Origin of the sequence: Limnohabitans sp. Jir61 (genome assembly GCF_003063545.1) — a bacterium.
In the GTDB taxonomy this organism is placed as follows: Bacteria; Pseudomonadota; Gammaproteobacteria; order Burkholderiales; family Burkholderiaceae_C; genus Limnohabitans.
Genome location: NZ_NESD01000001.1, coordinates 385225 through 411293, shown reverse-complemented (window position 1 = coordinate 411293; position 26069 = coordinate 385225). Strand labels below are relative to the sequence as shown.

27 protein-coding genes are annotated in these 26069 nt (G+C 56.5%); 15 read left to right on the top strand and 12 right to left on the bottom strand.

What is annotated here, in order from left to right; genetic code table 11:
- Positions 1-11 precede the first annotated feature (11 nt).
- Together B9Z35_RS02030 and B9Z35_RS02025 are read left to right on the top strand one after the other, a co-directional pair.
- Positions 12-371 carry a cupin domain-containing protein gene (locus B9Z35_RS02030; protein WP_108281987.1) on the top strand — a complete coding sequence of 120 codons (360 nt, stop codon included), beginning with the start codon at positions 12-14 and terminating at the stop codon, positions 369-371.
- Positions 372-400: 29 nt separating this feature from the next.
- The gene (locus B9Z35_RS02025) at positions 401-1390 is read left to right on the top strand and encodes a tripartite tricarboxylate transporter substrate binding protein (protein ID WP_108281986.1); all 990 of its coding nucleotides are present in this window, start codon (positions 401-403) and stop codon (positions 1388-1390) included.
- Between the two features lie 6 nt (positions 1391-1396).
- Here B9Z35_RS02025 and B9Z35_RS02020 read toward each other — a convergent pair whose 3' ends face one another.
- Genes B9Z35_RS02020 through B9Z35_RS02005 form a run of 4 tightly spaced genes read right to left on the bottom strand, consistent with a single transcriptional unit; the run spans position 1397 to position 4916 of the window.
- Positions 1397-2374, bottom strand: coding sequence for a tripartite tricarboxylate transporter substrate binding protein (locus tag B9Z35_RS02020; RefSeq protein WP_108281985.1), 978 nt, complete (start codon positions 2372-2374; stop codon positions 1397-1399).
- A gap of 30 nt (positions 2375-2404) precedes the next feature.
- A complete protein-coding gene (locus B9Z35_RS02015) occupies positions 2405-2797 on the bottom strand; it encodes a VOC family protein (protein ID WP_108281984.1) in 393 nt (130 codons plus the stop codon).
- Positions 2794-3732, bottom strand: a complete 939-nt coding sequence (locus tag B9Z35_RS02010; protein ID WP_108281983.1) for a hydroxymethylglutaryl-CoA lyase — start codon at positions 3730-3732, stop codon at positions 2794-2796. The genes B9Z35_RS02015 and B9Z35_RS02010 overlap by 4 nt, the downstream gene beginning before the upstream one ends.
- The gene (locus tag B9Z35_RS02005) at positions 3729-4916 is read right to left on the bottom strand and encodes a CaiB/BaiF CoA-transferase family protein (RefSeq protein WP_108281982.1); all 1188 of its coding nucleotides are present in this window, start codon (positions 4914-4916) and stop codon (positions 3729-3731) included. Before B9Z35_RS02005 ends, B9Z35_RS02010 begins: the two co-directional genes overlap by 4 nt.
- Before the next feature lie 113 nt (positions 4917-5029).
- Here B9Z35_RS02005 and B9Z35_RS02000 point away from each other — a divergent pair, with 113 nt between their 5' ends.
- Positions 5030-5935 carry a LysR family transcriptional regulator gene (locus B9Z35_RS02000; RefSeq protein WP_108281981.1) on the top strand — a complete coding sequence of 302 codons (906 nt, stop codon included), beginning with the start codon at positions 5030-5032 and terminating at the stop codon, positions 5933-5935.
- Here B9Z35_RS02000 and B9Z35_RS01995 read toward each other — a convergent pair.
- The gene (locus B9Z35_RS01995; protein WP_108281980.1) at positions 5932-7290 is read right to left on the bottom strand and encodes a carbohydrate porin; all 1359 of its coding nucleotides are present in this window, start codon (positions 7288-7290) and stop codon (positions 5932-5934) included. The two genes, B9Z35_RS02000 and B9Z35_RS01995, sit on opposite strands and share 4 nt — an antisense overlap.
- A 135-nt stretch (positions 7291-7425) precedes the next feature.
- Here B9Z35_RS01995 and leuC point away from each other — a divergent pair, with 135 nt between their 5' ends.
- From leuC to accD, 10 genes are all read left to right on the top strand, one after another.
- Complete coding sequence (gene leuC, locus B9Z35_RS01990; RefSeq protein WP_108281979.1) at positions 7426-8847, top strand: 3-isopropylmalate dehydratase large subunit; 1422 nt, start codon at positions 7426-7428, stop codon at positions 8845-8847.
- Positions 8848-8859: 12 nt separating this feature from the next.
- Positions 8860-9504: a 3-isopropylmalate dehydratase small subunit gene (gene leuD, locus B9Z35_RS01985; RefSeq protein WP_104801555.1), complete on the top strand. Its 645-nt coding sequence runs from the start codon at positions 8860-8862 to the stop codon at positions 9502-9504.
- Between the two features lie 21 nt (positions 9505-9525).
- The gene (leuB, locus tag B9Z35_RS01980; protein ID WP_108281978.1) at positions 9526-10611 is read left to right on the top strand and encodes a 3-isopropylmalate dehydrogenase; all 1086 of its coding nucleotides are present in this window, start codon (positions 9526-9528) and stop codon (positions 10609-10611) included.
- A gap of 319 nt (positions 10612-10930) precedes the next feature.
- Positions 10931-12061 (top strand): aspartate-semialdehyde dehydrogenase, encoded by a 1131-nt coding sequence (gene asd, locus B9Z35_RS01975; RefSeq protein WP_108281977.1) that lies wholly within the window; start codon positions 10931-10933, stop codon positions 12059-12061.
- A gap of 123 nt (positions 12062-12184) precedes the next feature.
- Complete coding sequence (locus B9Z35_RS01970; RefSeq protein ID WP_158268102.1) at positions 12185-13726, top strand: FimV family protein; 1542 nt, start codon at positions 12185-12187, stop codon at positions 13724-13726.
- 5 nt (positions 13727-13731) lie between these two features.
- Complete coding sequence (truA, locus tag B9Z35_RS01965; protein WP_108281975.1) at positions 13732-14529, top strand: tRNA pseudouridine(38-40) synthase TruA; 798 nt, start codon at positions 13732-13734, stop codon at positions 14527-14529.
- The gene (locus tag B9Z35_RS01960) at positions 14526-15206 is read left to right on the top strand and encodes a phosphoribosylanthranilate isomerase (protein ID WP_108281974.1); all 681 of its coding nucleotides are present in this window, start codon (positions 14526-14528) and stop codon (positions 15204-15206) included. The genes truA and B9Z35_RS01960 overlap by 4 nt, the downstream gene beginning before the upstream one ends.
- 65 nt (positions 15207-15271) lie before the next feature.
- Positions 15272-16561 carry a tryptophan synthase subunit beta gene (gene trpB / locus B9Z35_RS01955; protein WP_108281973.1) on the top strand — a complete coding sequence of 430 codons (1290 nt, stop codon included), beginning with the start codon at positions 15272-15274 and terminating at the stop codon, positions 16559-16561.
- Positions 16562-16569: 8 nt separating this feature from the next.
- Complete coding sequence (gene trpA, locus B9Z35_RS01950) at positions 16570-17379, top strand: tryptophan synthase subunit alpha (protein WP_108282782.1); 810 nt, start codon at positions 16570-16572, stop codon at positions 17377-17379.
- 62 nt (positions 17380-17441) lie between these two features.
- Positions 17442-18314: an acetyl-CoA carboxylase, carboxyltransferase subunit beta gene (accD, locus tag B9Z35_RS01945; protein WP_108281972.1), complete on the top strand. Its 873-nt coding sequence runs from the start codon at positions 17442-17444 to the stop codon at positions 18312-18314.
- A 114-nt stretch (positions 18315-18428) separates the two neighbouring features.
- On the opposite strand, the gene B9Z35_RS01940 is transcribed toward accD, so the two are convergent.
- Positions 18429-19295, bottom strand: coding sequence for a DMT family transporter (locus tag B9Z35_RS01940; RefSeq protein WP_108281971.1), 867 nt, complete (start codon positions 19293-19295; stop codon positions 18429-18431).
- An 80-nt stretch (positions 19296-19375) separates the two neighbouring features.
- Here B9Z35_RS01940 and B9Z35_RS01935 point away from each other — a divergent pair, with 80 nt between their 5' ends.
- Positions 19376-20482 carry a hypothetical protein gene (locus tag B9Z35_RS01935; protein ID WP_108281970.1) on the top strand — a complete coding sequence of 369 codons (1107 nt, stop codon included), beginning with the start codon at positions 19376-19378 and terminating at the stop codon, positions 20480-20482.
- 107 nt (positions 20483-20589) lie between these two features.
- The gene (gene lysS / locus B9Z35_RS01930; protein WP_108281969.1) at positions 20590-22131 is read left to right on the top strand and encodes a lysine--tRNA ligase; all 1542 of its coding nucleotides are present in this window, start codon (positions 20590-20592) and stop codon (positions 22129-22131) included.
- Between the two features lie 69 nt (positions 22132-22200).
- Here lysS and B9Z35_RS01925 read toward each other — a convergent pair whose 3' ends face one another.
- Genes B9Z35_RS01925 through B9Z35_RS01900 form a run of 6 tightly spaced genes read right to left on the bottom strand, consistent with a single transcriptional unit; the run spans position 22201 to position 26069 of the window.
- Positions 22201-22587 carry a hypothetical protein gene (locus tag B9Z35_RS01925; protein ID WP_108281968.1) on the bottom strand — a complete coding sequence of 129 codons (387 nt, stop codon included), beginning with the start codon at positions 22585-22587 and terminating at the stop codon, positions 22201-22203.
- 3 nt (positions 22588-22590) lie between these two features.
- The gene (locus B9Z35_RS01920) at positions 22591-23553 is read right to left on the bottom strand and encodes a Bug family tripartite tricarboxylate transporter substrate binding protein (protein ID WP_233246446.1); all 963 of its coding nucleotides are present in this window, start codon (positions 23551-23553) and stop codon (positions 22591-22593) included.
- A 22-nt stretch (positions 23554-23575) separates the two neighbouring features.
- Positions 23576-23779: a hypothetical protein gene (locus B9Z35_RS01915; RefSeq protein ID WP_108281966.1), complete on the bottom strand. Its 204-nt coding sequence runs from the start codon at positions 23777-23779 to the stop codon at positions 23576-23578.
- Positions 23780-23816: 37 nt separating this feature from the next.
- Entirely contained in the window at positions 23817-24899 is a 1083-nt protein-coding gene (gene nagZ / locus B9Z35_RS01910) for a beta-N-acetylhexosaminidase (RefSeq protein WP_108281965.1), read from the bottom strand.
- Positions 24900-24912: 13 nt separating this feature from the next.
- Positions 24913-25311, bottom strand: coding sequence for a holo-ACP synthase (gene acpS / locus B9Z35_RS01905; RefSeq protein WP_108281964.1), 399 nt, complete (start codon positions 25309-25311; stop codon positions 24913-24915).
- A gap of 8 nt (positions 25312-25319) precedes the next feature.
- Positions 25320-26069, bottom strand: a complete 750-nt coding sequence (locus B9Z35_RS01900) for a pyridoxine 5'-phosphate synthase (RefSeq protein ID WP_108281963.1) — start codon at positions 26067-26069, stop codon at positions 25320-25322.

Here is a 26069-nt window from a genome sequence, read left to right as displayed (position 1 = left end):
TCCAGCACACCATGAACATCACTCGACTCAACCAAGCGCCTGAATACGTTGCACCCAACCACTTCGACATGCAATGTTTACGTCTGCAAGGACGCGAAGCAGGCCCTGCTGTTCAACTGTGGATGGGCATGTCCATTTTGAAGCCGGGTGGTCACACCTCATTGGATGGCTCACCGATTGAAAAGCATTACGTGGTGCTGCAAGGTGAACTCACCTTGGTGAGTGAACTCGACGGCGTGGAGACACGCGAGGTGCTGCACACCTTTGATTCCTGCCGATTCGCACCTGGTGAAAAACGACAAATCATCAACCACACCCAGCAAGTTGCGCGGATCTTGTTGGCCATGCCTTTTGATCCCCCCGCTGCTTGACTCGATAAAAAACAACAGGAGACAAAACCATGCATAACGCCCCCTTCACACGCCGACAGAGTTTGCAATGGGCCGCTGCTTTAGCAGCAGGTTCATCACTGCCCAGCTTTGCACAATCGGAATGGCCAAAAGAAAAAACCATCACCTTCATCGTGCCCTTCACGGCGGGCAGTGGCACTGACGTGATTGCACGCACCGTGGCTGAAAAACTCGGCCCCATCTTGGGCGCGCAAATCGTCATCGACAACCGAACCGGTGCTGGCGGCACGGTCGGTGCAGCCTTAGTGGCCAAAGCACCTTCCGACGGTTACACCATGTTGGTTCATAGCTCGGGCCATGTGGTCAATCCTGCGCTGTACCCCAAGCTCAGCTACGACACGTTGAAAGACTTTGATGGCATCAGCCCACTGGCAAGTTTGCCCAACGTCATCGTGGTGTCACCCAGCAAGGGCTACAAGGACGTGGCTGACTTGGTGGCCAAAGCCAAAGCGCAACCGGGCGTGCTGAACTACGCCTCAGCAGGCAATGGTTCTGCGACACACATGAACGCTGAAAAATTTCGCGTGGCTGCAGGCGTGCAAGCTCAGCATGTACCGTACCGCGGCACGCCCGAGGCATTGACCGAAACGGCATCGGGTCGCATCGATTGGTTCTTTGCGCCGCTGGTGTCTGCCTTGCCTTTGATTCAAAGTGGCCGTCTGCAAGCCTTGGCAGTGAGCACGGCAACGCGCTCTCCCCTGCTGCCCAATGTGCCCTCTATTTCAGAGGCAGGTTTCGCGAGCGCAGCCTACACATTTTGGGTAGGCCTATTTGTCACAGCCAAAACACCCAAGCCCATCGTGCAAAAACTGCATGCAGGAGTGATGAGTGTGTTGGCCATGCCAGACGTGAAAGACCGCCTAGAAAAACTCGGCGCGGCAGGCATGCCCATGCCACAAGATGCGTTTGAAAAATACCTCGACGCCGAAACCTTGGCTGCCGCACAACTCGTCAAAGCTGCGGGCATTCGCATCGAATAAGCGGTATCAATCCGCTGTGATCTTGGCTGACTTGATCACATTGCCCCAATAGTCGAGTTCTTTGCGTGTGAACTCGCCCAGTTGGGCAGGTGTCATGGCCTCTACGGCTGTGCCTGAGTCTTCTGCCTTCTTGCGCACCTCTGGTGTTTGCAAAATTTTGTTCACCTCTGCGTTGATTTGTTGAACCACCGCAGCTGGCGTGCCCGCAGGTGCATACAACGCAAACCAAGAATCAAGGTCGTAGCCTTTCAGACCTGCTTCAGTGGCGGTAGGCACATCAGGCAATGACGTCAAACGCTTAGGACTGGTCACAGCTAACGCGCGCAAACGGCCTGACTTGATATGCGCCACCACCGACGCAGGGGTGGTGATGTGCAAATCCACCGTACCCGCCAACAAGTCCTGCACTGCAGGGCCTGAGCCACGGTAAGGGATGTGCGTGATAAAGGTTCCAGTGAGCTGCTTGAACAACTCACCTGCAATGTGTTGAATGGAACCGTTGCCAGATGATGCGTAGTTCAACTTGCCTGGATTCTTTTTGGCATAGGCCACCAGCTCTTGCAACGTGTTCACTGGCAACGCGTGGTGAATGACCACAACTTGAGGTGCGCGCGTGACCATGGCCACGGGCACGAAGTCTTTGATGGGTTCCCAGCCTGCATCTTTGAACAAATGCGGGTTACCTACTTGATAGCCGCTGTAGGCCATCAACAAGGTGTAGCCATCGGGCTTGGCACGCGCCACAAATTGGTTGCCAATATTGCCTGAACCGCCAGGCTTGTTGTCAACGATGACCGATTGTCCCAAAGCACGCGTGAGCGGCTCGGCGATCAAACGTGCCGTGAAATCTGTGCTGCCGCCTGGGGGCGTGGGCACGACCAAGGTGATGGGGCGTTGCGGAAATTTGGCTTGCGCAAAACTCAAGGGGCTCAAGCCTGCAGCCACTGCCGATGCGCCTAAAGCCATTAAATGACGTCGTTTCATGTTGTCTCCTAGTTATTCGTTTGCTGCCTTTTAGGCCAGTTCTGAAATCTCAATCAAATTCAAGTCGGGGTCACGCACGTAGACCGATCTGATTTTTTGCGTTGCGCCTGTGCGCATGACTGGGCCTTCCACAATCGGCCATTGCGCAGCACCGAGCTTGGCAATCACCTCATCAAGTGGAATTGAAGCAATGAAGCACAAGTCCAACGCACCCGGCACGGGCACATGGGCCTTGGGCTCAAACTCTTTGCCACGCACGTGCAAATTGATTTTTTGATTGCCGAACTTGAACGCCTTACGCGTGACAGGCGGCGTACCGCCGACAAAGCTCTCTAAGGTCATGCCCATGACGCGTGTGTAGAAATCCACGCAAGCGTCTTCGTTGAAGGTGGTCAACACCAAGTGGTCGAGGTGGTCAATCATGCAGTCTCTCCTTTCAATTCATGCACATAGTCAGGGGCCGGATGCAGGTCAGTAATGCGACCAGCCTTGGCGACTTGACTTGGTACTTCGTGGTCCACGATGCTTGGCAGATAGCGCGCCACATTGAGCAACTTGTTCAAATCAATGCCGGTGTCGTAACCCATGGCATCCAACATGTGAATCGCGTCTTCGCTGCAAATATTGCCGCTCGCGCCTGGCGCATAAGGACAGCCACCCAAGCCGCCCAAGGAACCATCAAAACGAGTGATGCCCCCCTGGACTGCCGCCAAAACATTGGCCAATCCCATGCCACGGGTGTTATGGAAATGCAGAGTGAGCTGCTTGTGCGGCAACTGTGTTTGCAGCACCTCCACCATGCGGCTGACTTGCGCTGGATGAGCCATGCCCGTGGTGTCGCAAATGGTCAAGCCACGCACACCTAAGTCTGCAAAACGTTGGGCAAACTGCTGAACGACTTCTAAGTGCACATCGCCTTCCATCGGGCAACCAAAGCAAGCCGACAGTGACACGTTGATCGGCGTGCGGCCATCCACATGCTTAATCACATCTTCTAAGGCTGCAAAGCTCTTGGCGCGGGTCATTCGCAAATTGGCAAGGTTATGCGTCTCTGAGGTGGACATGACCAAATTGAGCTCATCGGCACGCGATTCCATTGCACGCTCTGCACCCCTGAGGTTGGGCACAAGCACGGTGTACTCCACGCCTGGCACGCGTTGGATGCGCCCCATCACTTCTTCGGCATCGCGCAGCATGGGGATGGACTTGGGCGAGGTGAAAGAGGTCGTCTCGATCTTGGCGTAGCCGCATTGGCTAAGCGCATCAATCAACGCGATCTTGTCGTCGGTCGGAATGAAGTTGGGTTCGATTTGAAAGCCGTCACGCGTGACGACTTCGTTGAAATAAATGCGTGTCATGCCACGATTCCTTTGTCTTTGAGGTCTTGGATTTGCGCAGGTGTCAAACCAATTTCATGCAACACAGCATCTGTGTCTTGCCCAATGGTTGGCGCGTTGCGGCGATGACTGCCGGGCGTGCGTGAGAGCTTCGGAATGATGCCGGGCACAGCCAGCGAAGTGCCGTCATCCATCTGCACGTGTTGAATCATGTCGCGCGCTTGATAGTGTGGGTCTGCCGCAATGTCGGCCACGGTGTAGATACGCCCAGCAGGCACTGCCGCTTTGTCCAAGGCCTCTAGAACTTGATCTACCGTCAACTGCGCAGCCCATGCACCAATGGCGGCGTCGATTTCGGCCACCCGTTTGACGCGGCCTGCGTTGTCCGTCAGTGCCGGATCGTTACCCAAATCGTCGCGATCCAACGTGTGCATGAGGCGTTTGAAAATACTGTCGCCGTTGCCTGCGATCAACACATAGCCCTCGTCTTTGCAACGATAGGCGTTGCTGGGTGCAATACCGGGCAAGGCACTGCCTGCGGCTTCGCGCACCGCACCAAACGCGCTGTACTCGGGCAGCAAGCTTTCCATGCAGTTAAAGACGGCTTCGTACAAAGCAACGTCAATCACTTGGCCTTGACCACTCTTTTCGCGTTCGTGCAGCGCCATCAAAATGCCAATCACCCCATGCAACGAAGCCAGTGTGTCGCCAATGCTCACGCCTACACGCACGGGCACACGGCCGGGCTCTGCGGTGAGATGGCGCAAACCGCTCATGGCCTCAGCCACCACGCCAAAGCCTGGCTTGTCTCGGTAAGGGCCAGTTTGTCCATAGCCGCTGATGCGCAACATGATGAGGCGAGGGTTGATGGCCAACAATTCGTCAGGGCCTAAGCCCCAACCTTCCATCGCGCCTGGACGGAAGTTCTCGATCAACACATCCGCGTCTTTGACCAGTTGACGCACGATGTCTTGCGCCGCAGCATCTTTCAAATCAAGGGCCACCGAGCGCTTGTTGCGCGACTGCACCTGCCACCAAACCGAAGTGCCGTCTTTGAGCAAGCGCCATTTGCGCAGGGGGTCTCCCGTCTTGGGCGTTTCAATCTTCACCACGTCTGCGCCGAAATCAGCCAGTGTTTTGGCTGCGAAGGGGCCCGCAATCAGTTGCCCCAACTCGACCACTTTCAATCCAGTTAACGCGCTCATGGTTTTAAGGTCAATAAATCAAACATGAGGCCACTATAAAAACAAAGCCCAACGCGAGGAATTGCTAATAAGTAGAATTTCCTTCGCATTCCGCGAAGGATGAAAATCACACCATGAAAAAGAGCTTCACCTTAAGCCGGTTCGACTTTGTCACGCTGCGGCTGTTTTGTGCGGTCGCACAGACTGGCAGCATCACCAAAGGGGCCGAGACCTGCCACCTGGCACTGTCAGCTGCCAGCCGCCGCTTGTCTGAGTTTGAATCAGCCACTGGCTCGCAGCTTTTGGAGCGCAGCAAAAAAGGCGTACAGCTCACCCCTGCTGGTCACTTGGCCTTGCAACACTGCATTCGCTTGTTTCAAGGCTTGGAGCGATTCAACAGTGAGTTGAGCGATTACTCGCAAGGCATTCGAGGCCATGTGCGGCTGTGGGCCAATATGTCATCGCTGACCGAATACCTGCCCAGCATCCTGCATGATTTTTTAACTGACCATTCGGACATCGTGGTGGAACTGGAAGAGCAGCTCAGCGGTGACATTGCCCGCGCCTTGGTGGACGGTATTGCCGACATTGGCGTTCTGGCGCATGAAACCTCGATGGATGGCTTGAGCGTCATCCCATTCAAAACCAACGAACTGGTCGTGTTGTGTCACGCCAGTCACCCGTTGGCCAAACGCAAAGCCGTGGATTTCAAAACCTGCTTGCAATACGACTTTGTGGGCTTGAATCAAGGTAGTTCATTACTTGAACTCACATCACGTGTAGCTGAGAAAGAAGGCATGCACATGCACATGCGCGTTCAGGTGAGAAGCTTTGATGCCATGTGCCACATGATTGCCGCAGGCCTAGGCATTGGCGTGCTGCCATTAGGTGCCTGTGTCAGCCAAGTGCAGGCACTTCAACTCAAAGTGGTTCGCCTCAAAAACGCATGGGCACAGCGTGAGTTGGTGGCGGCCTACAACCCTAAGCGCGAACTGTCACCTTCTGCGCAACTCCTTTTAGCGGCTCTGAAAAGAAGTTAGAACTCAGCGTGAAACCGCATCGCATACACATTGACCGGCCCGCGGTCAGCGTTATACGCAGGGTTTTGGATGCGTTGGTAATCGGTAGTCAGCCAAGTGCCGCGTGTCATTTGAAAGCTGTAGAAAGCTTCCAAAATTTGTTCTGGTTGATAGGTCAATGACGTGGCTGAGCTCGCTGATGCGTCGCCAATGAAATAAGACATACCGCCTGCTGCCAAGAAACCACGGCGCTCAGGCGACAAGGTGTTACGCATGAAGGCCACGCCTACCGTATCGTCAGCTCGGCCCCATAAGCCGCCTTTGAAAACCAAACCCATGGATAGTGAACCATCGGCTTCGGTGAAAGCGTAGGTTTCAGTTTTGCCATCGGCCTTCATGACACGCAAGAAGAAGCCCACGCTATTGCTGATGGCTTGCTCGATGTTCACGCCTAAACCGTATTTGATTTTTTCACCACTGCGCACCGCAATCAACGCCTGCGGCGTAGTCTGCACACCTTGTTGTGTTTGTAGCCATTGCGTCGCGTCGTTGAAGCTCGCCACTTGCGCGCGGTTACGCCACGCCAACACGCGCACCTTGCCGGGCTGATCGGCCAACATGTGGCCGCGTTCAATTTCCACTTGGTCACCGTAGTGTTTGCCAATCGCAAAGTCCACGGGCAAGCCGTTGGGTTCTTTGGGGCCGGTCATTCGGCCAAAGCGCAACACCCAGTTGTCTTGGTACCACTCGCCCGCAAAGCCCCAACCAAAACCACGGGCATCGGCCGCGTAGTCGTACGAGGCATAAGTCCAGTTGCCCCAGTTCATGAACTGAGTGCGGGGCTCTTTGGCGTAGGCGTTGTCATCAAACACGTCGAGCGTGGAAAAGTTGCCTGCGGTCAAGACAAAGCGGTTTTTATCGACCAGCCCTGCCATTTGGTTGAAATCAGGTTCGATCTGTTCTTGCTCGCCGCCGTGGTTCCAGGTTTGGCGCAGAAACAGGCGTTGTCGGTAGAGCTTGGGCGTGCTGCCACCCGCGCGGGTGATCTCGCCATTGGTAAAGCCCCCCATGCCCACCAAGTTTCCCGAGAACGGCACGCCTGCTGCCACCTCTGGGTTGAAATACAGCTCACCGTCTTGCCATGGGCGAAAGCCCCAGTGAGCGGTGGTGCTGAAGGTGTACATGCGCTCGCTTTGCGGCGAGAGGCTGTTCGCGCCTGAGTAGGCCGCCCTGAACGAATCGTGGTGTTGCCAGTTGTAGGTCAGCTGATAACGGGCCGTGGTGTCTTCAGTTTCTACTTTCTCCGCCCACGCGCCTGCCGCAGCCAAGCTGCACAGCACGCAGGCGGTGAGTCGTTGAAGCAAAAAGTGGGGCATGAACAAGGGTAAAAGTAGACAAGGCCAACACATCAAGATGTCGCCGATGGATCATTGTAGGAAGCCTTTATTTCATTTCAGTGAATTCGCGGCCTGCTCCCGCATAAAATCGCGGGCTCCACCTAAGGAAGACTCATGGGACGCACCCTTTACGACAAGATTTGGGACGAGCACGTCGTCCACACCGAAGAAGATGGCACATCCATCCTCTATATCGACCGCCATTTGGTGCACGAAGTCACCAGCCCACAAGCGTTTGAGGGCATTCGCCAAGCGGGCCGCAAGGTCTGGCGCGTCAGCTCGATCGTGGCCACCGCAGACCACAACACGCCCACCACCGGCTGGGAGCTGGGCTACGACGGCATCACCGACCCCATCAGCAAAGAACAAATCACCACGCTTGACAGCAACATGGCCGAGTTCGGCTCTGCCGCGTTCTTCCCGTTCATGTCTAAGCGCCAAGGCATCATCCATGTGATTGGCCCTGAAAACGGCGCCACCCTGCCCGGCATGACTGTGGTGTGCGGCGACAGCCACACCTCCACCCACGGCGCGTTTGCTGCGTTGGCCCACGGCATCGGCACCTCTGAGGTCGAGCACGTCATGGCCACACAAACCCTGTTGGCCAAAAAAGCCAAGAACATGCTCATCAAAGTCGAAGGCACGCTGGCCAAAGGCGTGACTGGCAAAGACGTGGTGCTGGCCATCATCGGCAAGATCGGCACAGCCGGCGGCACGGGCTACACCATTGAGTTTGCGGGCTCTGCCATTCGCTCACTCAGCATGGAAGGCCGAATGACGGTGTGCAACATGGCCATCGAAGGCGGCGCGCGCGCTGGCTTGGTGGCGGTGGACGACAAAACCATTGAGTACGTCAAAGGTCGCCCTCTCTCACCCACCGGCGTGGAATGGGACCAAGCCGTGGCGTATTGGAAAACCTTGCACTCAGACCCCGACGCCAAGTTTGACGCCGTGGTCGAACTCAAGGCCGAAGACATCTTGCCGCAAGTCACTTGGGGCACGTCGCCCGAAATGGTGCTCGACATCAACGGCATCGTGCCTGACCCAGACAAAGAAAAAGACGCCAACAAGCGCGGTGCGATTGAACGCGCGTTGACGTATATGAACTTGCAACCAGGCAAAGCTTTGAACGATTTGTTTGTAGACAAAGTGTTCATTGGCTCTTGCACCAACAGCCGCATCGAAGACATGCGCGAAGCCGCAGCCGTGGTCAAGAAGCTTGGCCAAAAAGTGGCTAAGAACATCAAGCTCGCCTTGGTGGTTCCCGGCTCAGGATTGGTCAAAGAACAAGCCGAGAAAGAAGGCCTGCACGAGATTTTCAAAGCCGCTGGCTTTGAGTGGCGCGAGCCCGGCTGCTCCATGTGTTTGGCCATGAACGCCGACCGCTTAGAGCCCGGCGAGCGCTGCGCCTCTACCAGCAACCGCAACTTCGAAGGCCGTCAAGGCAACGGTGGCCGCACGCATTTGGTCAGCCCTGCCATGGCTGCTGCTGCTGCCATTCACGGCCACTTTGTGGACGTGCGCAAGTTCGCCTAAGGGATAAAAATCATGCAGAAATTCACCCTCCACAAAGGCATCGTGGCCCCCATGGACCGCGAGAACGTCGACACCGACGCCATCATCCCCAAGCAGTTTTTGAAGTCCATCCGCAAGACGGGCTTTGGCCCTAACTTGTTTGACGAGTGGCGCTATTTGGACCACGGCGAGCCAGGCCAAGACCCCGCCAGCCGCAAGCCCAACCCAGACTTCGTGCTGAACCAGCCCCGCTACAAAGGCGCGTCGGTGCTGTTGGCCCGCAAGAACTTTGGCTGCGGCTCGTCACGCGAACACGCACCTTGGGCGATTGACCAATACGGCTTCCGCGCTGTGATTGCGCCGAGCTTTGCCGACATTTTCTTTAACAACTGTTTCAAAAACGGCTTGCTGCCCATCGTGTTGCCCGAAGCTGCGATTGACCTGTTGTTCAACGAAGTGCATGCCTTCCCAGGCTATGAGTTGACGATTGACCTTGAGAACCAAGTCATCGTGCGCCCACAAGGCGAGACCATTCCATTTGACGTGCAAGCCTTCCGCAAATACTGCTTGCTCAACGGTTTTGATGACATTGGCCTGACCCTGCGCCAGTCCGACAAGATCAAGGCCTTTGAAGCCGAGCGCTTGGCCACCAAGCCTTGGTTGGCTCACACGATGTAAACCCATTTAGAAGAACAACACATGAAAATCGCAATCCTCCCCGGCGACGGCATCGGCCCAGAAATCGTGGCCGAAGCGGTCAAGGTCTTGAACGTCCTCGACCTCAAGTTTGAATCCGAAACAGCCTTGGTCGGCGGCGCAGCGTTTGACGCACATGGCCACCCCCTGCCAGAAGCCACCCTCAAGTTGGCAATGGATGCTGATGCCGTGTTGTTCGGCGCTGTGGGCGACTGGAAATACGACACCCTCGACCGCCCACTGCGTCCCGAGCAAGCCATTTTGGGCCTGCGCAAAAACATGGGTTTGTTTGCCAACTTCCGCCCTGCTATTTGCTACGAGCAGTTGGTGGGCGCATCAAGCTTGAAGCCTGAGCTGATTTCTGGTTTGGACATTTTGATCATCCGCGAGCTGACCGGCGATATTTACTTTGGCCAACCGCGCGGCCGCCGCGTGGCCACGGATGGCCACTTCCCAGGTGCTGAAGAAGCGTTTGACACCATGCGCTACTCCAAGCCCGAGATCGAGCGCATTGCCCACGTGGCTTTCCAAGCCGCCCGCAAGCGCAAAGCCGCAGGCACCGAAGGCCGCGTGACCAGCGTGGATAAAGCCAACGTGTTGGAAACCTTCCAGTTCTGGAAAGACGTGGTGAGCGAAGTGGGCAAAGAGTACCCAGACATCGCCCTCGACCACATGTACGTGGATAACGCAGCCATGCAACTGGTCAAAGAGCCCAAGCGCTTTGACGTGGTGGTGACCGGCAATATGTTTGGCGACATCTTGAGCGACGAAGCCTCCATGCTCACGGGCTCTATTGGCATGTTGCCTTCTGCTTCCTTGAACTCAAAGAACCAAGGCTTGTACGAACCTAGCCACGGCAGCGCCCCCGACATCGCTGGTAAAGGCGTGGCCAACCCCTTGGCCACCATCCTCAGCGCCGCGATGATGTTGCGCTTTAGCTTGAACCAAACCGAAGCGGCTGATCGTATTGAGACAGCTGTGAAAGCGGTGTTGGCCCAAGGCCTGCGCACCCCCGACATCTACAGCGAAGGCACGACCAAAGTGGGTACCGCTCAGATGGGTGATGCGGTGGTGAAAGCTTTGCGTTAATTCAACGCGACCTTGCTAACGAAAAACGCGCCTTTTGAGGCGCGTTTTTCGTTACATCCCAATCAGAGTTCATCCTCTAAATCTGTCAGCCAGCCACAAGCCCCCATCCACTACAATAGTTGTCATGTTTTACGCCCGCTCGTTCTCTCTGAACTTCGCAGCCCCCGCACTGGTGGCTGCGTTCGCGCGCGTGAACACCATCAAAACCACGACCATTAAGGGCTAAACAGCTCCGGTTCGTCGTGCGCCCCCCGGCCAGACGAGCCGGGCAAACAGTCAGGTCTGGCACTGTTTTCTACATTTGAAAAGGCGTTGAAAAATGAGCAAGTTAGTAGGTTTAGTCGGTTGGCGCGGCATGGTCGGCTCAGTGTTGATCGACCGCATGGTTCAAGAGAAGGATTTCGATCTGATCGAACCCGTGTTCTTCTCCACGTCTAACTCAGGTGGCAAAGCCCCCGCGCAAGCCAAGAACGAAACCACGCTCCAAGACGCCAACAACATTGACGCGCTCAAGCGCTGCGACATCATCATCACCTGCCAAGGCGGCGACTACACCAAAGAGGTGTACCCCAAGCTGCGCGCAGCGGGCTGGAACGGCCACTGGATTGACGCAGCCTCTAGCCTGCGCATGGCTGACGATGCCGTGATCATCTTGGACCCCGTCAACCGCAACGTCATAGACAGCGCGCTGGGCAAAGGCGGCAAAAACTGGATCGGCGGCAACTGCACCGTGAGCTTGATGCTGATGGGCTTGGGCGGCTTGTTCCAACACAACATGGTTGAGTGGGTCAGCGCCATGACTTACCAAGCGGCTTCGGGCGCGGGTGCACAAAACATGCGCGAATTGCTGAGCCAAATGGGCGCTTTGCACGATGCCGTCAAAGACGACTTGGCCAACCCCTCTTCTGCCATCTTGGACATCGACCGCAAAGTGTCGGCCACTATGCGCAGCGCTGAGTTCCCCACCAAAAACTTCCGCAACACCGCCTTGGCTGGCAGCTTGATCCCTTGGATCGACGTGCCTGTCGAGCACGGCCAAAGCAAGGAAGAGTGGAAGGGCGGCGCTGAGTGCAACAAGATCTTGGGCAACCCAGCGTTCCGCACTGCGGGCTCTATCCCGATCGACGGTTTGTGCGTGCGCATTGGCGCGATGCGCTGCCACTCACAAGGCTTGACCATCAAGCTGAAAAAAGACGTGCCGATGGACGAGATCGAAAGCATCTTGGCCAGCGCCAACGACTGGGTCAAAGTGGTGCCTAACGTGCGCGAAATCAGCGAACGTGACCTGACACCCGCAGCCGTGACCGGCACTTTGACCGTACCAGTGGGCCGTTTGCACAAAATGGCCATGGGTAATGACTACTTGGGCGCGTTCACCGTGGGTGACCAGCTCTTGTGGGGCGCTGCCGAGCCATTGCGTCGCATGCTGCGCATCCTCTTGGAAGCGTAAAAAAACCAAGTAATATCTCTGGTTATGACTCAAGTTCAACGTAAAGCTTCAAGTTTGTTCCAGAGATCTGCTTTGTGGGCAGCTCTGTCACTGTCGGTTTTCGGCAGTGCGCAGGCGCTGACCTTGAGTCGTCCCGTCGTACAAAGCAAGCAGGGCGAGGCTTTGCGCGTAGAGATTGATGTCAGCGAAATCACCATCGCCGAACAAATCGAGCTTGAAGCCAAGATTGCGACACCCGAGGTTTACAAAGCTGCAAAGCTAGAAGTGCCGATGGTCAACGGCCAACCCCTAGATGTGCAGGTGCAACTGTTGCGCCGAGACCACGGTTGGCCCTATTTAAAAATCACCAGCAAACAGTCCATCAACAGCAATTTTTTGGATTTGTTGATTGATTTGCGCTGGGCCACAGGCAGACTGCTGCGTGATGTGAGCTTGTCCATTGATGATGGCCGCAGCCAAAAAACAACGGCTCCTGTGATGCCCGGCTCAGCCGATGGTCGTGGTGGCAAATCGGCCATGCCCACGCTCAAAGCCAATGAAGAAGGCCGCATTCGCGTCAAACGCGGCGATACCGCCAGTGAATTGACCGTCGGCAAAACTCCCGACAGCGTGTCGTTAGAACAAATGCTCGTGGCCTTGTTGCGCAACAACCCCGACGCTTTTGTGGAGGGCAACGTCAACCGCATGAAAGAAGGCACTTTGCTCACGTTGCCAACCGAGCAAGAAGCCAAAGCTGTGTCGCGTGAAGATGCGCGCAAAGCAATCCAAGTACAAACCAAAGACTTTGAAGCCTACCGCGCCGAGCTAGCCGCCCGCGCCCCTGGCGGCACCGTGCCCAAAGTGGCCCGCGATGCAGCAGGCAAGCTAGAAGCCAAAGTACAAAACAACAACGCCAAAGCCAACCAAGACAAGTTGACATTGGCCAAGCCCGGCAAAAAAGACAGCGCAGCTGAAGAAAAAATCGCACAGCAGCGCGAAGCCCAAGATGTGGCCAACCGCGCTGCCGAACTCAGCCGCAACATTGCCGAGCTCGGCAAAATTGCAGCCGCCGCTGTGGGTGGCGCTGTGACGCCCGCCTCTGATGCTGCATCCGGTGCGGGCGTGTTGGCCGTGGATGTGCCCGCCAGTGCAGCCCAAGCCAATGGCGAATGGCTCAATGAATTGCGTGACAACACACTGACGCCCGTCGGCGCAGGTAGTTTGGTTGCCGTGCTGGTGTTGCTCGGCTTATGGCGCCGTCGCGCTGCGAACAAGGATGAAGACGACATTCAGGGTTTGCCACCGCTGAACGTCAAGTTCAACCTTGACCTCCCCGAGCATGACCATAGCCAAGAGCCTGTTGAACGCGCCTACGTCCACGATGTCAGAACACACGTCAACGACACGCACGAGCATCCTCACGATCACGAGCACCAAGAAGATTCACATGCGCATCACGACGTGCACGCCACTCGCCCAACGATGGAAATGCCCAACATTTCTTTAGACTTGGACGAACCCGAGATCGACACCCACAGCCCTTACCAAGTGCGCATTGATTTGGCCAACGAGCTGTGGAACTTGGGCCAACTGCACACCAGCAAAGCATTGATGGAAGAAGTGGCCACCGAAGCCTCGGGCGTTGACAAAGAAAAAGCCCTCAAGTGGCTGGCTGAACGAGGCTAACCCTCATGCGCATTGCGATGGGCTTGAGCTACAACGGCCAAGCCTACGAAGGCTGGCAAAGCCAGTCTTCGGGCAAAACGGTGCAGGACAAGCTTGAAAAAGCGTTGTCCAAATTCACCCAAACCCCTGTCTCTACTTTGTGTGCTGGCCGCACCGATGCCGGTGTGCACGGCCTCATGCAAGTCATCCACTTTGACACCGAGCTCGAACGCACACCCTACTCATGGGTGCGCGGGACCAACCGCTATTTGCCTCTCGACATCGCCGTGCAATGGGCGCGTGAAATGCCGCGTGAATTTCACTGCCGTGGCAGCGCCATTGCGCGTCGCTACGCCTATGTGGTGCTGGAATCTGCCATTCGCCCCAGCGTCGAAGTGGGCCGCGTGGGCTGGGTGTACCGCCCGCTCAACCTTGAAGCCATGCAAAAAGCCGCGCAGTATTTGATGGGCGAGCACGACTTCACCTCGTTTCGCGCCTCCAGCTGCCAGGCCCTCACACCTGTCAAAACCATGACGCGCATCGACATCACCCGCAAAAGCACGCAACCCGACTCAGCCGTGTGGCGCTTTGAGTTTGAAGCCAGCGCGTTTTTGCACCACATGATTCGCAACCTCATGGGCTGCTTTGTGAAGATTGGCAGTGGCGACAAACCGCCGGAGTGGATGGCCGACGTGCTGGCCGCCCGCGACCGCGATGCCGCCGCCCCCACATTCAGCCCCGATGGTTTGTATTTCTTGGGCCCCCGCTACGGCGCACAGTGGGATTTGCCTGACCGTACCCCTGCGTATGATGGATTGCCATGAACCGCACGCGTATCAAAATTTGTGGACTCACCCGTGAGCAAGACGTCGACGCCGCCGTGGCCGCTGGCGTGGATGCCATTGGCTTTGTCATGTACGCCCCTAGCCCCCGTGCTGTGACGGTAGAGCGCGCCGCCGAGCTGGCCTTGCGCCTGCCCGCCTTCGTCACGCCCGTGCTGCTGTTTGTGAACGAAACGGCCGAGGCCATTGCCCACGCCTGTGTGCAAGTGCCGGGCGCGTGGCTGCAGTTCCACGGCGATGAAACACCTGACCACTGCCGCAAGATTGCGCGCACCTTGGGCCGCCGCTGGATGCGCGCTGCCCGCATACCGCTAGAAACCCCTGCGGGCGAAGAACCTTTCGACCTCTTAAAATACGCGCAAGATTACTCAGACGCCCAAGCGGTGCTGCTCGACGCCCATGTCGACGGTTACGGCGGCGGCGGCAAAACATTCAATTGGTCACAGCTTCCTCCAAACGTCAACGCTCACCTCGTCTTGTCTGGTGGACTCAACGCTGCCAACGTGACCGATGGCATACGCGCGCTGCGTAACCACGGCCATTCATTGGCAGTGGACGTGAGCTCTGGCGTGGAATCGGCCAAAGGCATCAAAGATGCGGCCAAGATCAACGAGTTCGTCAGAGCCGTCCGCGCAGCAGACGCAGAGCACCCGCTCTAAGCCACCTTCCCTTTTTTTTGAAGCACTTGAGGCAGACGCCTCAAGACAACTATTGCAGGCAACCTATGTCGAACTACCAACAACCCGACGCCAAAGGCCACTTTGGCATATACGGCGGCAGCTTCATCAGCGAAACGCTGACCCATGCGATTGAAGAGCTCAAAGACGCGTACGCCAAATACCAACACGACCCCGACTTCATTGCCGAGTTCAAAAACGAGTTGGCGCACTTTGTGGGCCGCCCTTCGCCCATTTACCACGCAGCCCGCATGAGCCGCGAAATGGGCGGTGCGCAAATTTTCTTGAAGCGTGAAGATCTGAACCACACCGGCGCTCACAAAATCAACAACACCATCGGCCAAGCCATGCTTGCCAAGCGCATGGGCAAGCCCCGCGTGATTGCCGAAACCGGCGCAGGCCAACACGGTGTGGCCACCGCCACCATTTGCGCACGCTACGGTTTGGAATGCGTGGTCTACATGGGCGCAGAAGACGTCAAGCGTCAAAGCCCCAACGTGTACCGCATGAAGCTCTTGGGCGCGACTGTTGTGCCTGTAGAGAGCGGCAGCCGCACCCTCAAAGACGCCTTGAACGAAGCCATGCGCGACTGGGTAGCCAACGTGGACAACACTTTCTACATCATCGGAACGGTGGCGGGCCCACACCCCTACCCGATGATGGTGCGCGATTTCCAAAGCGTGATTGGTGAAGAGTGCCTCACGCAAATGCCTGAGATGTTCAAGAGCCTGAAAATGGCTGAGCAGCAACCCGATGCCGTCATCGCCTGCGTGGGCGGCGGCAGCAATGCCATGGGCATCTTCTACCCGTACATCAACCACGCCAACACACGCCTGATTGGCGTAGAAGCCGCTGGCGAAGGCATGGACACCGACCGTCACTCGTGCTCGTTGCAGCTGGGTGCGCCTGGTGTGTTGCACGGCAACCGCACCTACATCTTGCAAGACGAGAACGGCCAAATTACTGAGACGCACAGCGTGAGCGCTGGCCTGGACTACCCTGGCGTGGGCCCCGAGCACGCATTCCTCAAGGACATTGGCCGCGCCGAGTACGTGGGCGTCACCGACAAAGAAGCGCTGGAAGCCTTCCACTACCTGTGCCGCACCGAGGGCATCATCCCCGCGCTGGAGTCGAGCCATGCCGTGGCCTACGCCATGAAGCTGGCCAAGACCATGAAGCCTGAGCAGTCCATCTTGGTCAACCTCTCTGGCCGTGGCGACAAAGACATTGGCACGGTGGCCGACCTGAGCAACGCAGACTTTTTCTGCCGCCCCAGCTGCCAAGGCCAAACGGTCAAGGGCGGCCCTGCCGAACAAACCATGAAATTTGTGAAGTGAACCGCACCATGAGCCGCATTGACGCCACCCTTAAAAACCTAAAAGCCCAAGGCCGCAAAGCCCTCATCCCCTATGTGATGGCAGGCTTCCCGCAGGCCAACATCACGCCCGCCCTCATGCACGGCATGGTGGACGCAGGCGCTGACATCATCGAACTGGGCGTGCCCTTTAGCGACCCCATGGCCGACGGCGCTGTGATTCAAAAAGCAGGCGAAGCCGCGCTGCGTTTTGGCATTGGCACAGCCCAAGTGCTGGATATGGTGCGCGAGTTCCGCAAGACCGACAACACCACCCCCGTGGTGCTGATGGGCTACGCCAACCCCGTGGAGTGCTACAACCTCAAGCACGGCGCAGATTCGTTCGTCAAAGATGCTTCTGCCGCTGGCGTAGACGGCGTGCTCATCGTCGACTACCCACCGGAAGAGTGCGAAGAATTTGCCGCCACCCTACGCGCGCACAACATGGACCTGATCTTCTTGCTCGCGCCCACCAGCACCGACAAACGCATGGAGCAAGTGGCACGCATTGCCAGCGGCTATGTGTATTACGTCTCGCTCAAAGGCGTGACGGGCGCTGGCAACCTTGACACCGATGCCGTGGAAGCCATGCTGCCGCGCATTCGTCAGCACGTGCACATCCCCGTGGGTGTGGGCTTTGGCATTCGCGATGCTGCCACCGCTACTGCCGTGGGCCGCGTGGCCGACGCCGTGGTGATTGGCAGCCGCATCATTCAGCTACTCGAAGCCGCGCCAGCAGGCCAAGAAGTGGCTGCTGCGCACGAGTTTTTGGCGGGTATTCGCAAGGCTTTGGACGCTTAACTCACAAGCGGCCCCGCCCGTTAAAATCAACCGATTCCAAAAGAACTGACGAAAGGCTCACCATGAGTTGGCTCGAAAAACTGCTTCCCCCAAAAATTCAACACACCGACCCCTCGGACCGCCGTAGCGTCCCCGAAGGTGTGTGGGTCAAGTGCCCCAGCTGCGAAACCGTGCTCTACAAGAGCGACTTGCAAGCCAACCACAACGTCTGCCCTACTTGCAGCCACCACCACCGCATGAGCGCCCGTGATCGTTTGGACATGTTCCTCGACGCCGAAGGCCGCTATGAAATCGGTCAAGAAGTGCTGCCTGTGGACGCCTTGAAGTTCAAAGACAGCCGCAAGTACCCCGAGCGCCTCAAAGAAGCCATGCAAAACACCGGCGAGACAGACGCCTTGGTGGTCATGGGCGGTGCAGTGCACAACATCAATGTGGTCGTGGCCAGTTTTGAATTTGACTTCATGGGCGGCTCGATGGGCTCGGTCGTGGGCGAGCGCTTTGTGCGCGGTGTGCACGCTGCCATCGAACAAAAAGTACCGTTCATTTGCTTCACCGCCACGGGTGGCGCGCGCATGCAAGAGGGCTTGCTCTCGCTCATGCAAATGGCCAAAACCAACGCCTCGCTCACCCGCTTGGCCAAAAAAGGTTTGCCCTACATCGCCGTTTTGACCGACCCCACCATGGGCGGCGTGTCAGCAGGCTTCGCGTTTGTGGGTGATGTGGTCATCGCCGAACCTAACGCGTTGATTGGCTTTGCCGGCCCACGCGTGATTGAAAACACCGTGCGCGTGACCTTGCCACAAGGCTTCCAACGCTCAGAGTTCTTGCAAGAAAAAGGCGCCATCGACATGATTTGTGACCGCCGCGAACTGCGCAAAACCATTGCCAGCACTCTGGCTATGTTGCAACGCCAGCCTGCAGACGCAGTGGCTTGAAATATGATGTAGCCCTTGGTTGATGCACTTTGTAGCCTTGGATGATTGCATTGGGTGCTAGGCTAAGTTGGATGGGCCACCGCTGAAAAGCGGTGGCTTTTTTCTTGGGGCGCCTTAACTTGTGCGCTTACCCCAAATCACCAGTGCAATACCGCCGAGCGTGGCCACCGAGGCTAAGACAAACTGCTCGTTCATCACCTCGCCCAGCAAAGCCACGCCACCCAAGGCAGCCAGCACAGGCACGCTCAGTTGAATGGTGGCCGCTTGCGTGGCTTTGAGCGCGGGCAGCACCGAATACCAAAGCGCGTAGCCAAGGCCCGATGTGACAGCGCCCGAAGCCACGGCATAAGCCAGCCCTTCAGCATCCCAGCTTGCATTTAAAAGTGCGCTGGCTTGCATCACCGCACTCAGCACCAAAGCCAGCACCGCCGCACGCCAAAAGTTACCCGCTGTGACCAGCGTTGGGTCACCCGCGCCTTTGCCGCGCAGCGAATACACGCCCCACGCCGCACCGGCCAACACCATCAGCGCTGCACCCAGCAACGGTGGCGCAGCCAAACCCGGCAGCATCAATCCCACCAAACCTGCCAACGCCAGCACAAGGCCCAGCCACTGCAAACGCGCCAAACGCTCACCCTGCCAAATGCCACGGCCAATCATCGTGGCCTGCACCGAGCCAAACAACAGCAACGCCCCCGTAGCCGCACTGAGGCTGACATACGCCAACGAAAACCCCGCCGCATACACAAACAAAGCCAACGCCGACCACCAGTTGCCAGCGCCCGTGCGCCCTGCACGCGCAAAGCGAGCAATCAACCAAAGCACCACCGCCCCCGACACCAAGCGAATGGATGTGAACGTGGCCGCGTCAATCGTGGTGTGCTTCAACGCCATGCGACACAGCACCGAGTTGCCTGCGAAGGCGAGCATCGTCACGAGGGTTAGAAATGCGGCGCGTACAGATGAGAAATGCATTGACATAAGAAACAGATGTTATTCGTCTGCAATGAAATTAGTCATTAATGATTCAAATAAAATATGTAACCACTTTTGATTAAAAAATGAAAAGCTCAATCTTTGCCTCAGAAATTCGCAAAACAGGGTTCGTGCTAGAAAACCAAGTAGCTCAAGAACTTAAGAAGTGCGGCTGGACTGTGATCAGCAACAAATACTATGTCGATGACTCTGAGGAAACAATACGCGAAATAGATCTTGTTGCATACAAAGTTAGCAAAGTTCAGCATCTCGATGTTTACACCGCGCTAATTATTAGTTGTAAAAAAAGTGAATCAAATGCATGGGCACTTCTTGCGAGAGATGTCAATTTAAAAGACCCTAACTCAGACTGGTGGCCATTGCACACATGGTCAAATGACAAGGCGCTAAGCCATCAATTAACGGAGACGGGAGCGCCTAAGCGCTATCACGAGGAACTAAATGCGATGGGCGTCAATGAGGTGCTAAGTGTGCCAACTGTTGAGGTTTTCGCTTTTCAAGAAATGGACAAAGCTACGGGTAAAGCTCAGAACGACAAACCAATTTTTAGCGCTGTGACATCGTTAATGAAAGCTCAAGCTTATGAACTTTCTACATTGCCAAATCGAAAAAAAGCACCAGCCGTATATCAATTTAATCTTCTCTCAGTTGTAGACGCTGACCTTGTTCGACTAATGTTTCGAGATGAAAAAATTGAAAGCTCAGAACTAGACACGGAGCACTATCTCGCACGATATATCGTTCGAAAGAGAGAGGCTTTTTCAAGAATTCGATTTATCAAAGCAACCGCTTTTAGTTCCTCGTTAAAAGATTACGGCAGACTGCACACAGCCAACTGCGAATGGATGGATAAAGAGTGCGATGCTTTTTACAAAGACATCTTCAGAAATCAAGAAAAAGTTTCTCTGCTCTTAGATAATTTCAATCGTTTAGTTCAGTGGTACATCTCACTTCAACTACTTCACGAAACGAACATGTCCTCAGACATTGGTAAACCTTCCCTAAACTGGGATGCTAAAAGCAAGAAAGTATGGATTGGATTAAACCCAGAAGACGATGTAATTGACTTCTTAAACCACAATGAAAAAGTCAACATTCACGTTGCAGGCGCTCTAAAAAAAGTATTTAGATACGAAGGTTCTTTTTACTTTAGCAATGACATCCCCTTCTAATGGCCTTCCAAATCATTAGCTCATTAACTAACTCGCCTTACTCTTAAAATATGTGGTTTGCTGCTCTTCCCGTTTGGGCAGCCCTTTCCCTACACACGCCCCTTTAGATGTCTAACAACAACACCCCCGCCACGCCAGAAGCCGCTCCCGTCGACGAAAACCAACTCATTGCCGAGCGCCGCGAAAAGCTCAAGGTCATGCGCGAGCGTCAAGCTGCGGGCCAAGGCGTTGCCTTCCCCAACGATTTCAAACCCGCGCACCACGCCGCCACCTTGCACGAGCTGCATGGCGACAAGACCGCCGAGGTGTTGACCGAAGAAGGTCAGTTCGCCAAAGTTGCAGGCCGCATGATGCTCAAGCGCGTGATGGGCAAAGCCAGCTTTGCCACGCTGCAAGACAGCACAGGCCGCATCCAGATTTACGTGACACGCGATGACGTGAGCGAGGAGCTGTACGCCGATTTCAAACACTGGGATTTGGGCGACATCGTGGCTTGCGAAGGCAAGCTGTTCAAAACCCGCACAGGCGAATTGTCGATTCACGCCACCAGCATCCGCATGCTGACCAAGAGCCTGCGCCCCATGCCCGACAAGTTCCACGGCGTGGCTGACCAAGAGATCAAATACCGTCAACGCTACGTCGATTTGATGACGGACGAAACCGCACGCAAACGCTTCATGGCGCGCAGCAAAGCGGTCAGCGGTATTCGCGACTTCATGGTGCAACACAACTTCCTCGAAGTTGAAACGCCCATGCTGCACCCCATCCCAGGCGGTGCAAATGCCAAGCCGTTCACCACACACCACAACGCGCTGGACCAAGAAATGTTCTTGCGCATCGCGCCTGAGCTGTACTTGAAGCGCTTGATCGTGGGTGGCTTTGAGCGCGTGTTTGAGATCAACCGCAACTTCCGTAACGAAGGTATCTCGGTGCGCCACAACCCCGAGTTCACCATGATGGAGTTCTACGCCGCGTATTGGAACTACCAAGACCTGATGCACTTCACCGAAGAGCTGGTGCGCGACGCCGCCATGAAGGCCGCTGGCACATTGCTACTCACCTACGGCGGCAAAGCTGTGGACCTGAGCCAACCATTCGAGCGCCTCACCATCCGTGAAGCCATCCTCAAGCACACCGAAGCTGGCGACAACGTGGACAACATCACATGGTTGATCAACGCTTTGCAAAAGCTCGGTTTCAAAGAAGAGAAAGACAAACTTAGCACACGCAGCTTGGCCAGCTTGCAAGTGATGTACTTTGAAGAGACGGTGGAAGACAAGCTGTGGCAGCCCACCTTCATCTGCGAGCACCCTGTCGAGATTTCACCCTTGGCCCGCGCCAGCGACAGCAAGCCCGATGTGACCGAGCGCTTTGAGCTCTACATCACAGGCCGCGAGTTCGGCAATGGCTTTAGCGAGTTGAACGACGCCGAAGACCAAGCCGCCCGCTTCCACGCCCAAGTGGCCGCCAAAGACAGCGGCGACGACGAAGCCATGTTCTACGACCACGACTTTGTGCGCGCCCTCGAATACGGCATGCCACCCACCGGCGGCTGCGGCATTGGCATTGACCGCTTGATGATGTTGTTGACCGACAGTCCCAGCATCCGCGACGTCATTTTGTTCCCCGCATTGCGCCGCGAAGCATAAACACGCTGCGCAAAACAAAACGCCTCTTAGCGATGCGCTAGGAGGCGTTTTTTATTGGGCGTGTTCAGTTTAGAAAAACAGTTTGTACGCCACAGCGCCTAGGCCCACAAAAGACAGCGCCAGCCCAACCACCATGAGGCGCAGCGTCTGACGCAAGCCACTCACGGCAGACACCAAGCCCGCGTTTTGCTCGGCCAGCTCGCTCACGGTTTGTGTGAGTTGTATTTGGCGCTGTTGTAACTCATCGAGTTGCACCGAAGCTGCAAGCAAACGGTTTTTCAACTCACCCAAACTTGGCACATCGTCGTGCACGTTGGGTGTGGCCATCGAGTGAGGGGGCACATCCGCAGGTTTGCGGGCCATCAGATCGCGCGCTTTTTCAAGCACGCTGGGCGCGTGAGAAATTACATCACCCCATGGGATGACTTTGAGTGCGGAGAGCCAAGGTATTGCCATGTTTTATTGCGGCTGAAAGCCGCTGTTCTTGATGAGCTTGGTCCACACCTGTGTGTAGGCGCGTTCGCGTTGCTCGAGCTGGTGTGAGTTCATGTAGCCCACGGTCAGGCCCATTTTGGTGAGCTGGTCATGCACATCGGGCATGGCCAACACTTTGGACAAGGCCGCGCCAAATTGGTTGATGGTGGCTTGTGGTGTGCCTACAGGCGCGAAGATGCCGTAGTAAGGCATGTCGTCCAAGCCGCTCAAGCCCAGTTCACCAAACGTCTGTACATCGGGCAATGCGGCTTGGCGCTTAGCACCCAACACAGCAACGATGCGCACTTTGCCAGCTTTGTGGTTCTCGATGAAGTCAGGCACTGAGCCCACACCTGCGGCAATTTGATTGCCCAACATGTCAGCCATCATGGGTGCGCTGCCGCGATATGGCGCAGAGACCAAATCGAGCTTGAACTTGTCGCCCACTACTTTGACCAAAAACTCTGGTGTGGAGGCTGGTGCAGGAATACCCACCGCACCTTTGCCGCCCTGAGTTTTGACCCATGCCACGTATTCGCTGAATGTCTTGGCAGGTGTGCCGCCCGACACAGCGTAGGCGTTCACAAACGTGGCAAAGCCAGCCACGGGTGCAAAGTCTTTCGATGGCTCATAGCCTGGGTTCTTGACCACCAAAGGCAAGATGGAAATGGTGTGGTCATGCGACAAGAACAACACTGTGCCATCCGCAGATGCGGCCTTCAAAGCTTGTGCTGCCAACTGGCCACCCGCGCCGGGTTTGTTCTCGACCACCACGGCGGTGCCCAACTCGTCTTTGAGTTTTTCAGCCAAGATGCGGGCCACCGCATCAGTGCCACCGCCGGGCGGAAAGCCGACCATCAGTTTGATGGGCTTGGTGTTTTGAGCAGCAGCAAAGCAGCAGCTCAAGGCCAAGGCTAAAACGACAAGGTGACGACGTGATGGAAACACGGCTGAACTCCTGGTTAAAAACTCAAGGTTGGCTTTGAGGCGCGACAGGCGCTTCGCCATCTGGGTTTTGGCTGTGGTCTGGCTCAGCGTTCATGTCTGGGTTCTGACCAAACTCACCATCGGGTGAAGTTTTGCGGGCATCACGCTCGCGCAACTTTTCTTCTTTTTTCTTCTTCTTGGCTAACTCGCGTTGGCGTTTTTCGTAGTTGTAATTGGGCGTTGCCATGGGAGCTTTCGTGGGTGGTGGTGGACGTGTGTGCGGTTTAAGGCAACAAGTCCAAAGCCCGCAAGTATGCGGGGTGAGTCATCAGCGCGTCCCAAGCTAGCGGCGAAGTTTTGGGCAGCAGTGCGCGACGGCGTTGTTCGCTCGCGTCACTGGCGTGCCATTGGTTTTTAACGAGGCGTTCGGTCAAGCCTTCCAGCATCTCGTCCACCGCATGGCCGTCGCCAACGCTTTGGTTGCACAAGAGCACCAGGTCGCAGCCTGCGTTCAGCGCAGCCACTGCGGCTTCGGCAAAGCTGACCGAGCGGCCTTCAATGCGACGTGCGCCTTCCATCGACAAATCGTCGCTGAAGATCGCACCATTGAAATGCAACTGACCACGCAAGATGTCTTGCAACCAACGTGGCGAGAAGCCTGCGGGCAAGACATCGACCTTGGGATAAATGACGTGGGCGGGCATCACACTGTTGAGCGTGGTGGTGAGCCATTGGTAAGGCAAAGCACAGTCACCCAAGATGGCTTTGAGGCTGCGCTTGTCCACGGGAATGTCCACATGCGAATCAGCCTTCACATAGCCGTGGCCAGGAAAGTGTTTGCCGCAGTTGGCCATGCCCGCTAACAACAAGCCGTGCATGACGTTCTTGGCCAGCGTGGTGGCCACGCGTGGGTCGCGGTGGAATGAGCGGTCGCCAATCACGCTGCTCTCGCCGTGGTCGAGGTCGAGCACGGGGGTGAAGCTGAAGTCCACACCGCACGCACGCAGCTCGCTGGCCAGCACGTAGCCGCTGGCGGTGGCGGCGTCCATGGCGGCCATCGCACCGCTGCCAGGCTGGTTCTTTTTGTCTTTCATCCACAGCTCGCCCAAGGCGCGCATGGGTGGGATGTGCGTGAAGCCATCGTTGCGAAAGCGCTGCACGCGCCCGCCTTCATGGTCGACGCAAATGAGTAAGTCAGAGCGCACGGCCTTGATGTCGGCGCACAGCTGGGTGAGCTGTTGGCGATTGGCCCAGTTGCGGCCAAACAAAATGATGCCGCCTGTGAGCGGGTGCAGCAAGCGCTTGCGGTCAGCCGCGGTGAGCTGAGTGCCTACGATGTCAAGAATGAGGGGGGCGTGGTGAGACATAAATCGAATGTTCTTAGGCGGTGTGTGTTTCAACCACCACGTAGCTGGTGGCGTAGTCGGACTCGTCGCTCACGCTGACGTGGGCGGTGAGGCCTTTGGCTTCAAACCATTCTTTGAGCACGCCGTGCAGCACGATGGTAGGCTGACCGCTCGGCAGCTTGGCCACTTCGCACAAGCGCCACGTCATGGGCATGCGCATGCCCATGCCAATGGCTTTGCTGAACGCCTCTTTGGCCGAGAAACGTGTGGCCACATAGCGCACACCGCGCTCGGGCCAACGCTCGCTGCGGACGCGATAAGTGTTTAGCTCGTTGTCGCTCAGCACTTTTTGCGCAAAGCGTTCGCCGTGCTTTTCTAAAGACGCACGGATACGGCGAATGTCGCAAATGTCAGTGCCGATGCCGTAAATCATGCGTCGCCTCAAGCCTGCGGCATGCACGCGTTGTACGCGCGAATGGTTTCTGTGTAGCCCAGCTCTAGCGCGTCGGCAATCAAGGCGTGTCCAATCGACACCTCTTGCACGCCGGGCACGGTGGTGAGGAAGGTGTGCAGGTTGTCGCGGTTCAGGTCGTGGCCGGCGTTGATGCCAAGGCCTGCAGCCAAAGCGGCTTCTGCCGTGGCTTTGAAGGCGGCCAGCACGTCTGCTTGTTGGGGTGTGCCATAGGTCGAGGCATAAGTCTCGGTGTACAGCTCTACGCGGTCAGCGCCCACGGCTCTAGCCGCAGCCATCGCTTCAGGGATCGGGTCCATGAACAAGCTCACACGCGCACCCAAAGCTTTAGCTTCGTCGATGAGCGGCTTCAAGCGCTCAGCGTCTTGCGGAAATGTCCAGCCGTGGTCGCTGGTGAACTGGCCTTCGCTGTCGGGCACAAAGGTCACTTGATGGGGGCGCACTTGGCGCACAAAGTTCATCAGGTTGTGAAACGGGTTGCCTTCGATGTTGAACTCGCGGTCGGGCCAAGCTTTGAGCAAAGTCGCCAAGTCGTGCACATCGCCAGCGCGAATGTGGCGCTCGTCAGGGCGTGGGTGCACGGTGATACCCGCAGCGCCCGCCTCTAAGCACAGCGTGGCTGCGCGTGTGACGCTGGGAATACCCAAATGGCGCGTGTTGCGCACCAAGGCCACTTTGTTGAGGTTGACCGACAGGGCTGTTTGTGTGTGTTTGGACAT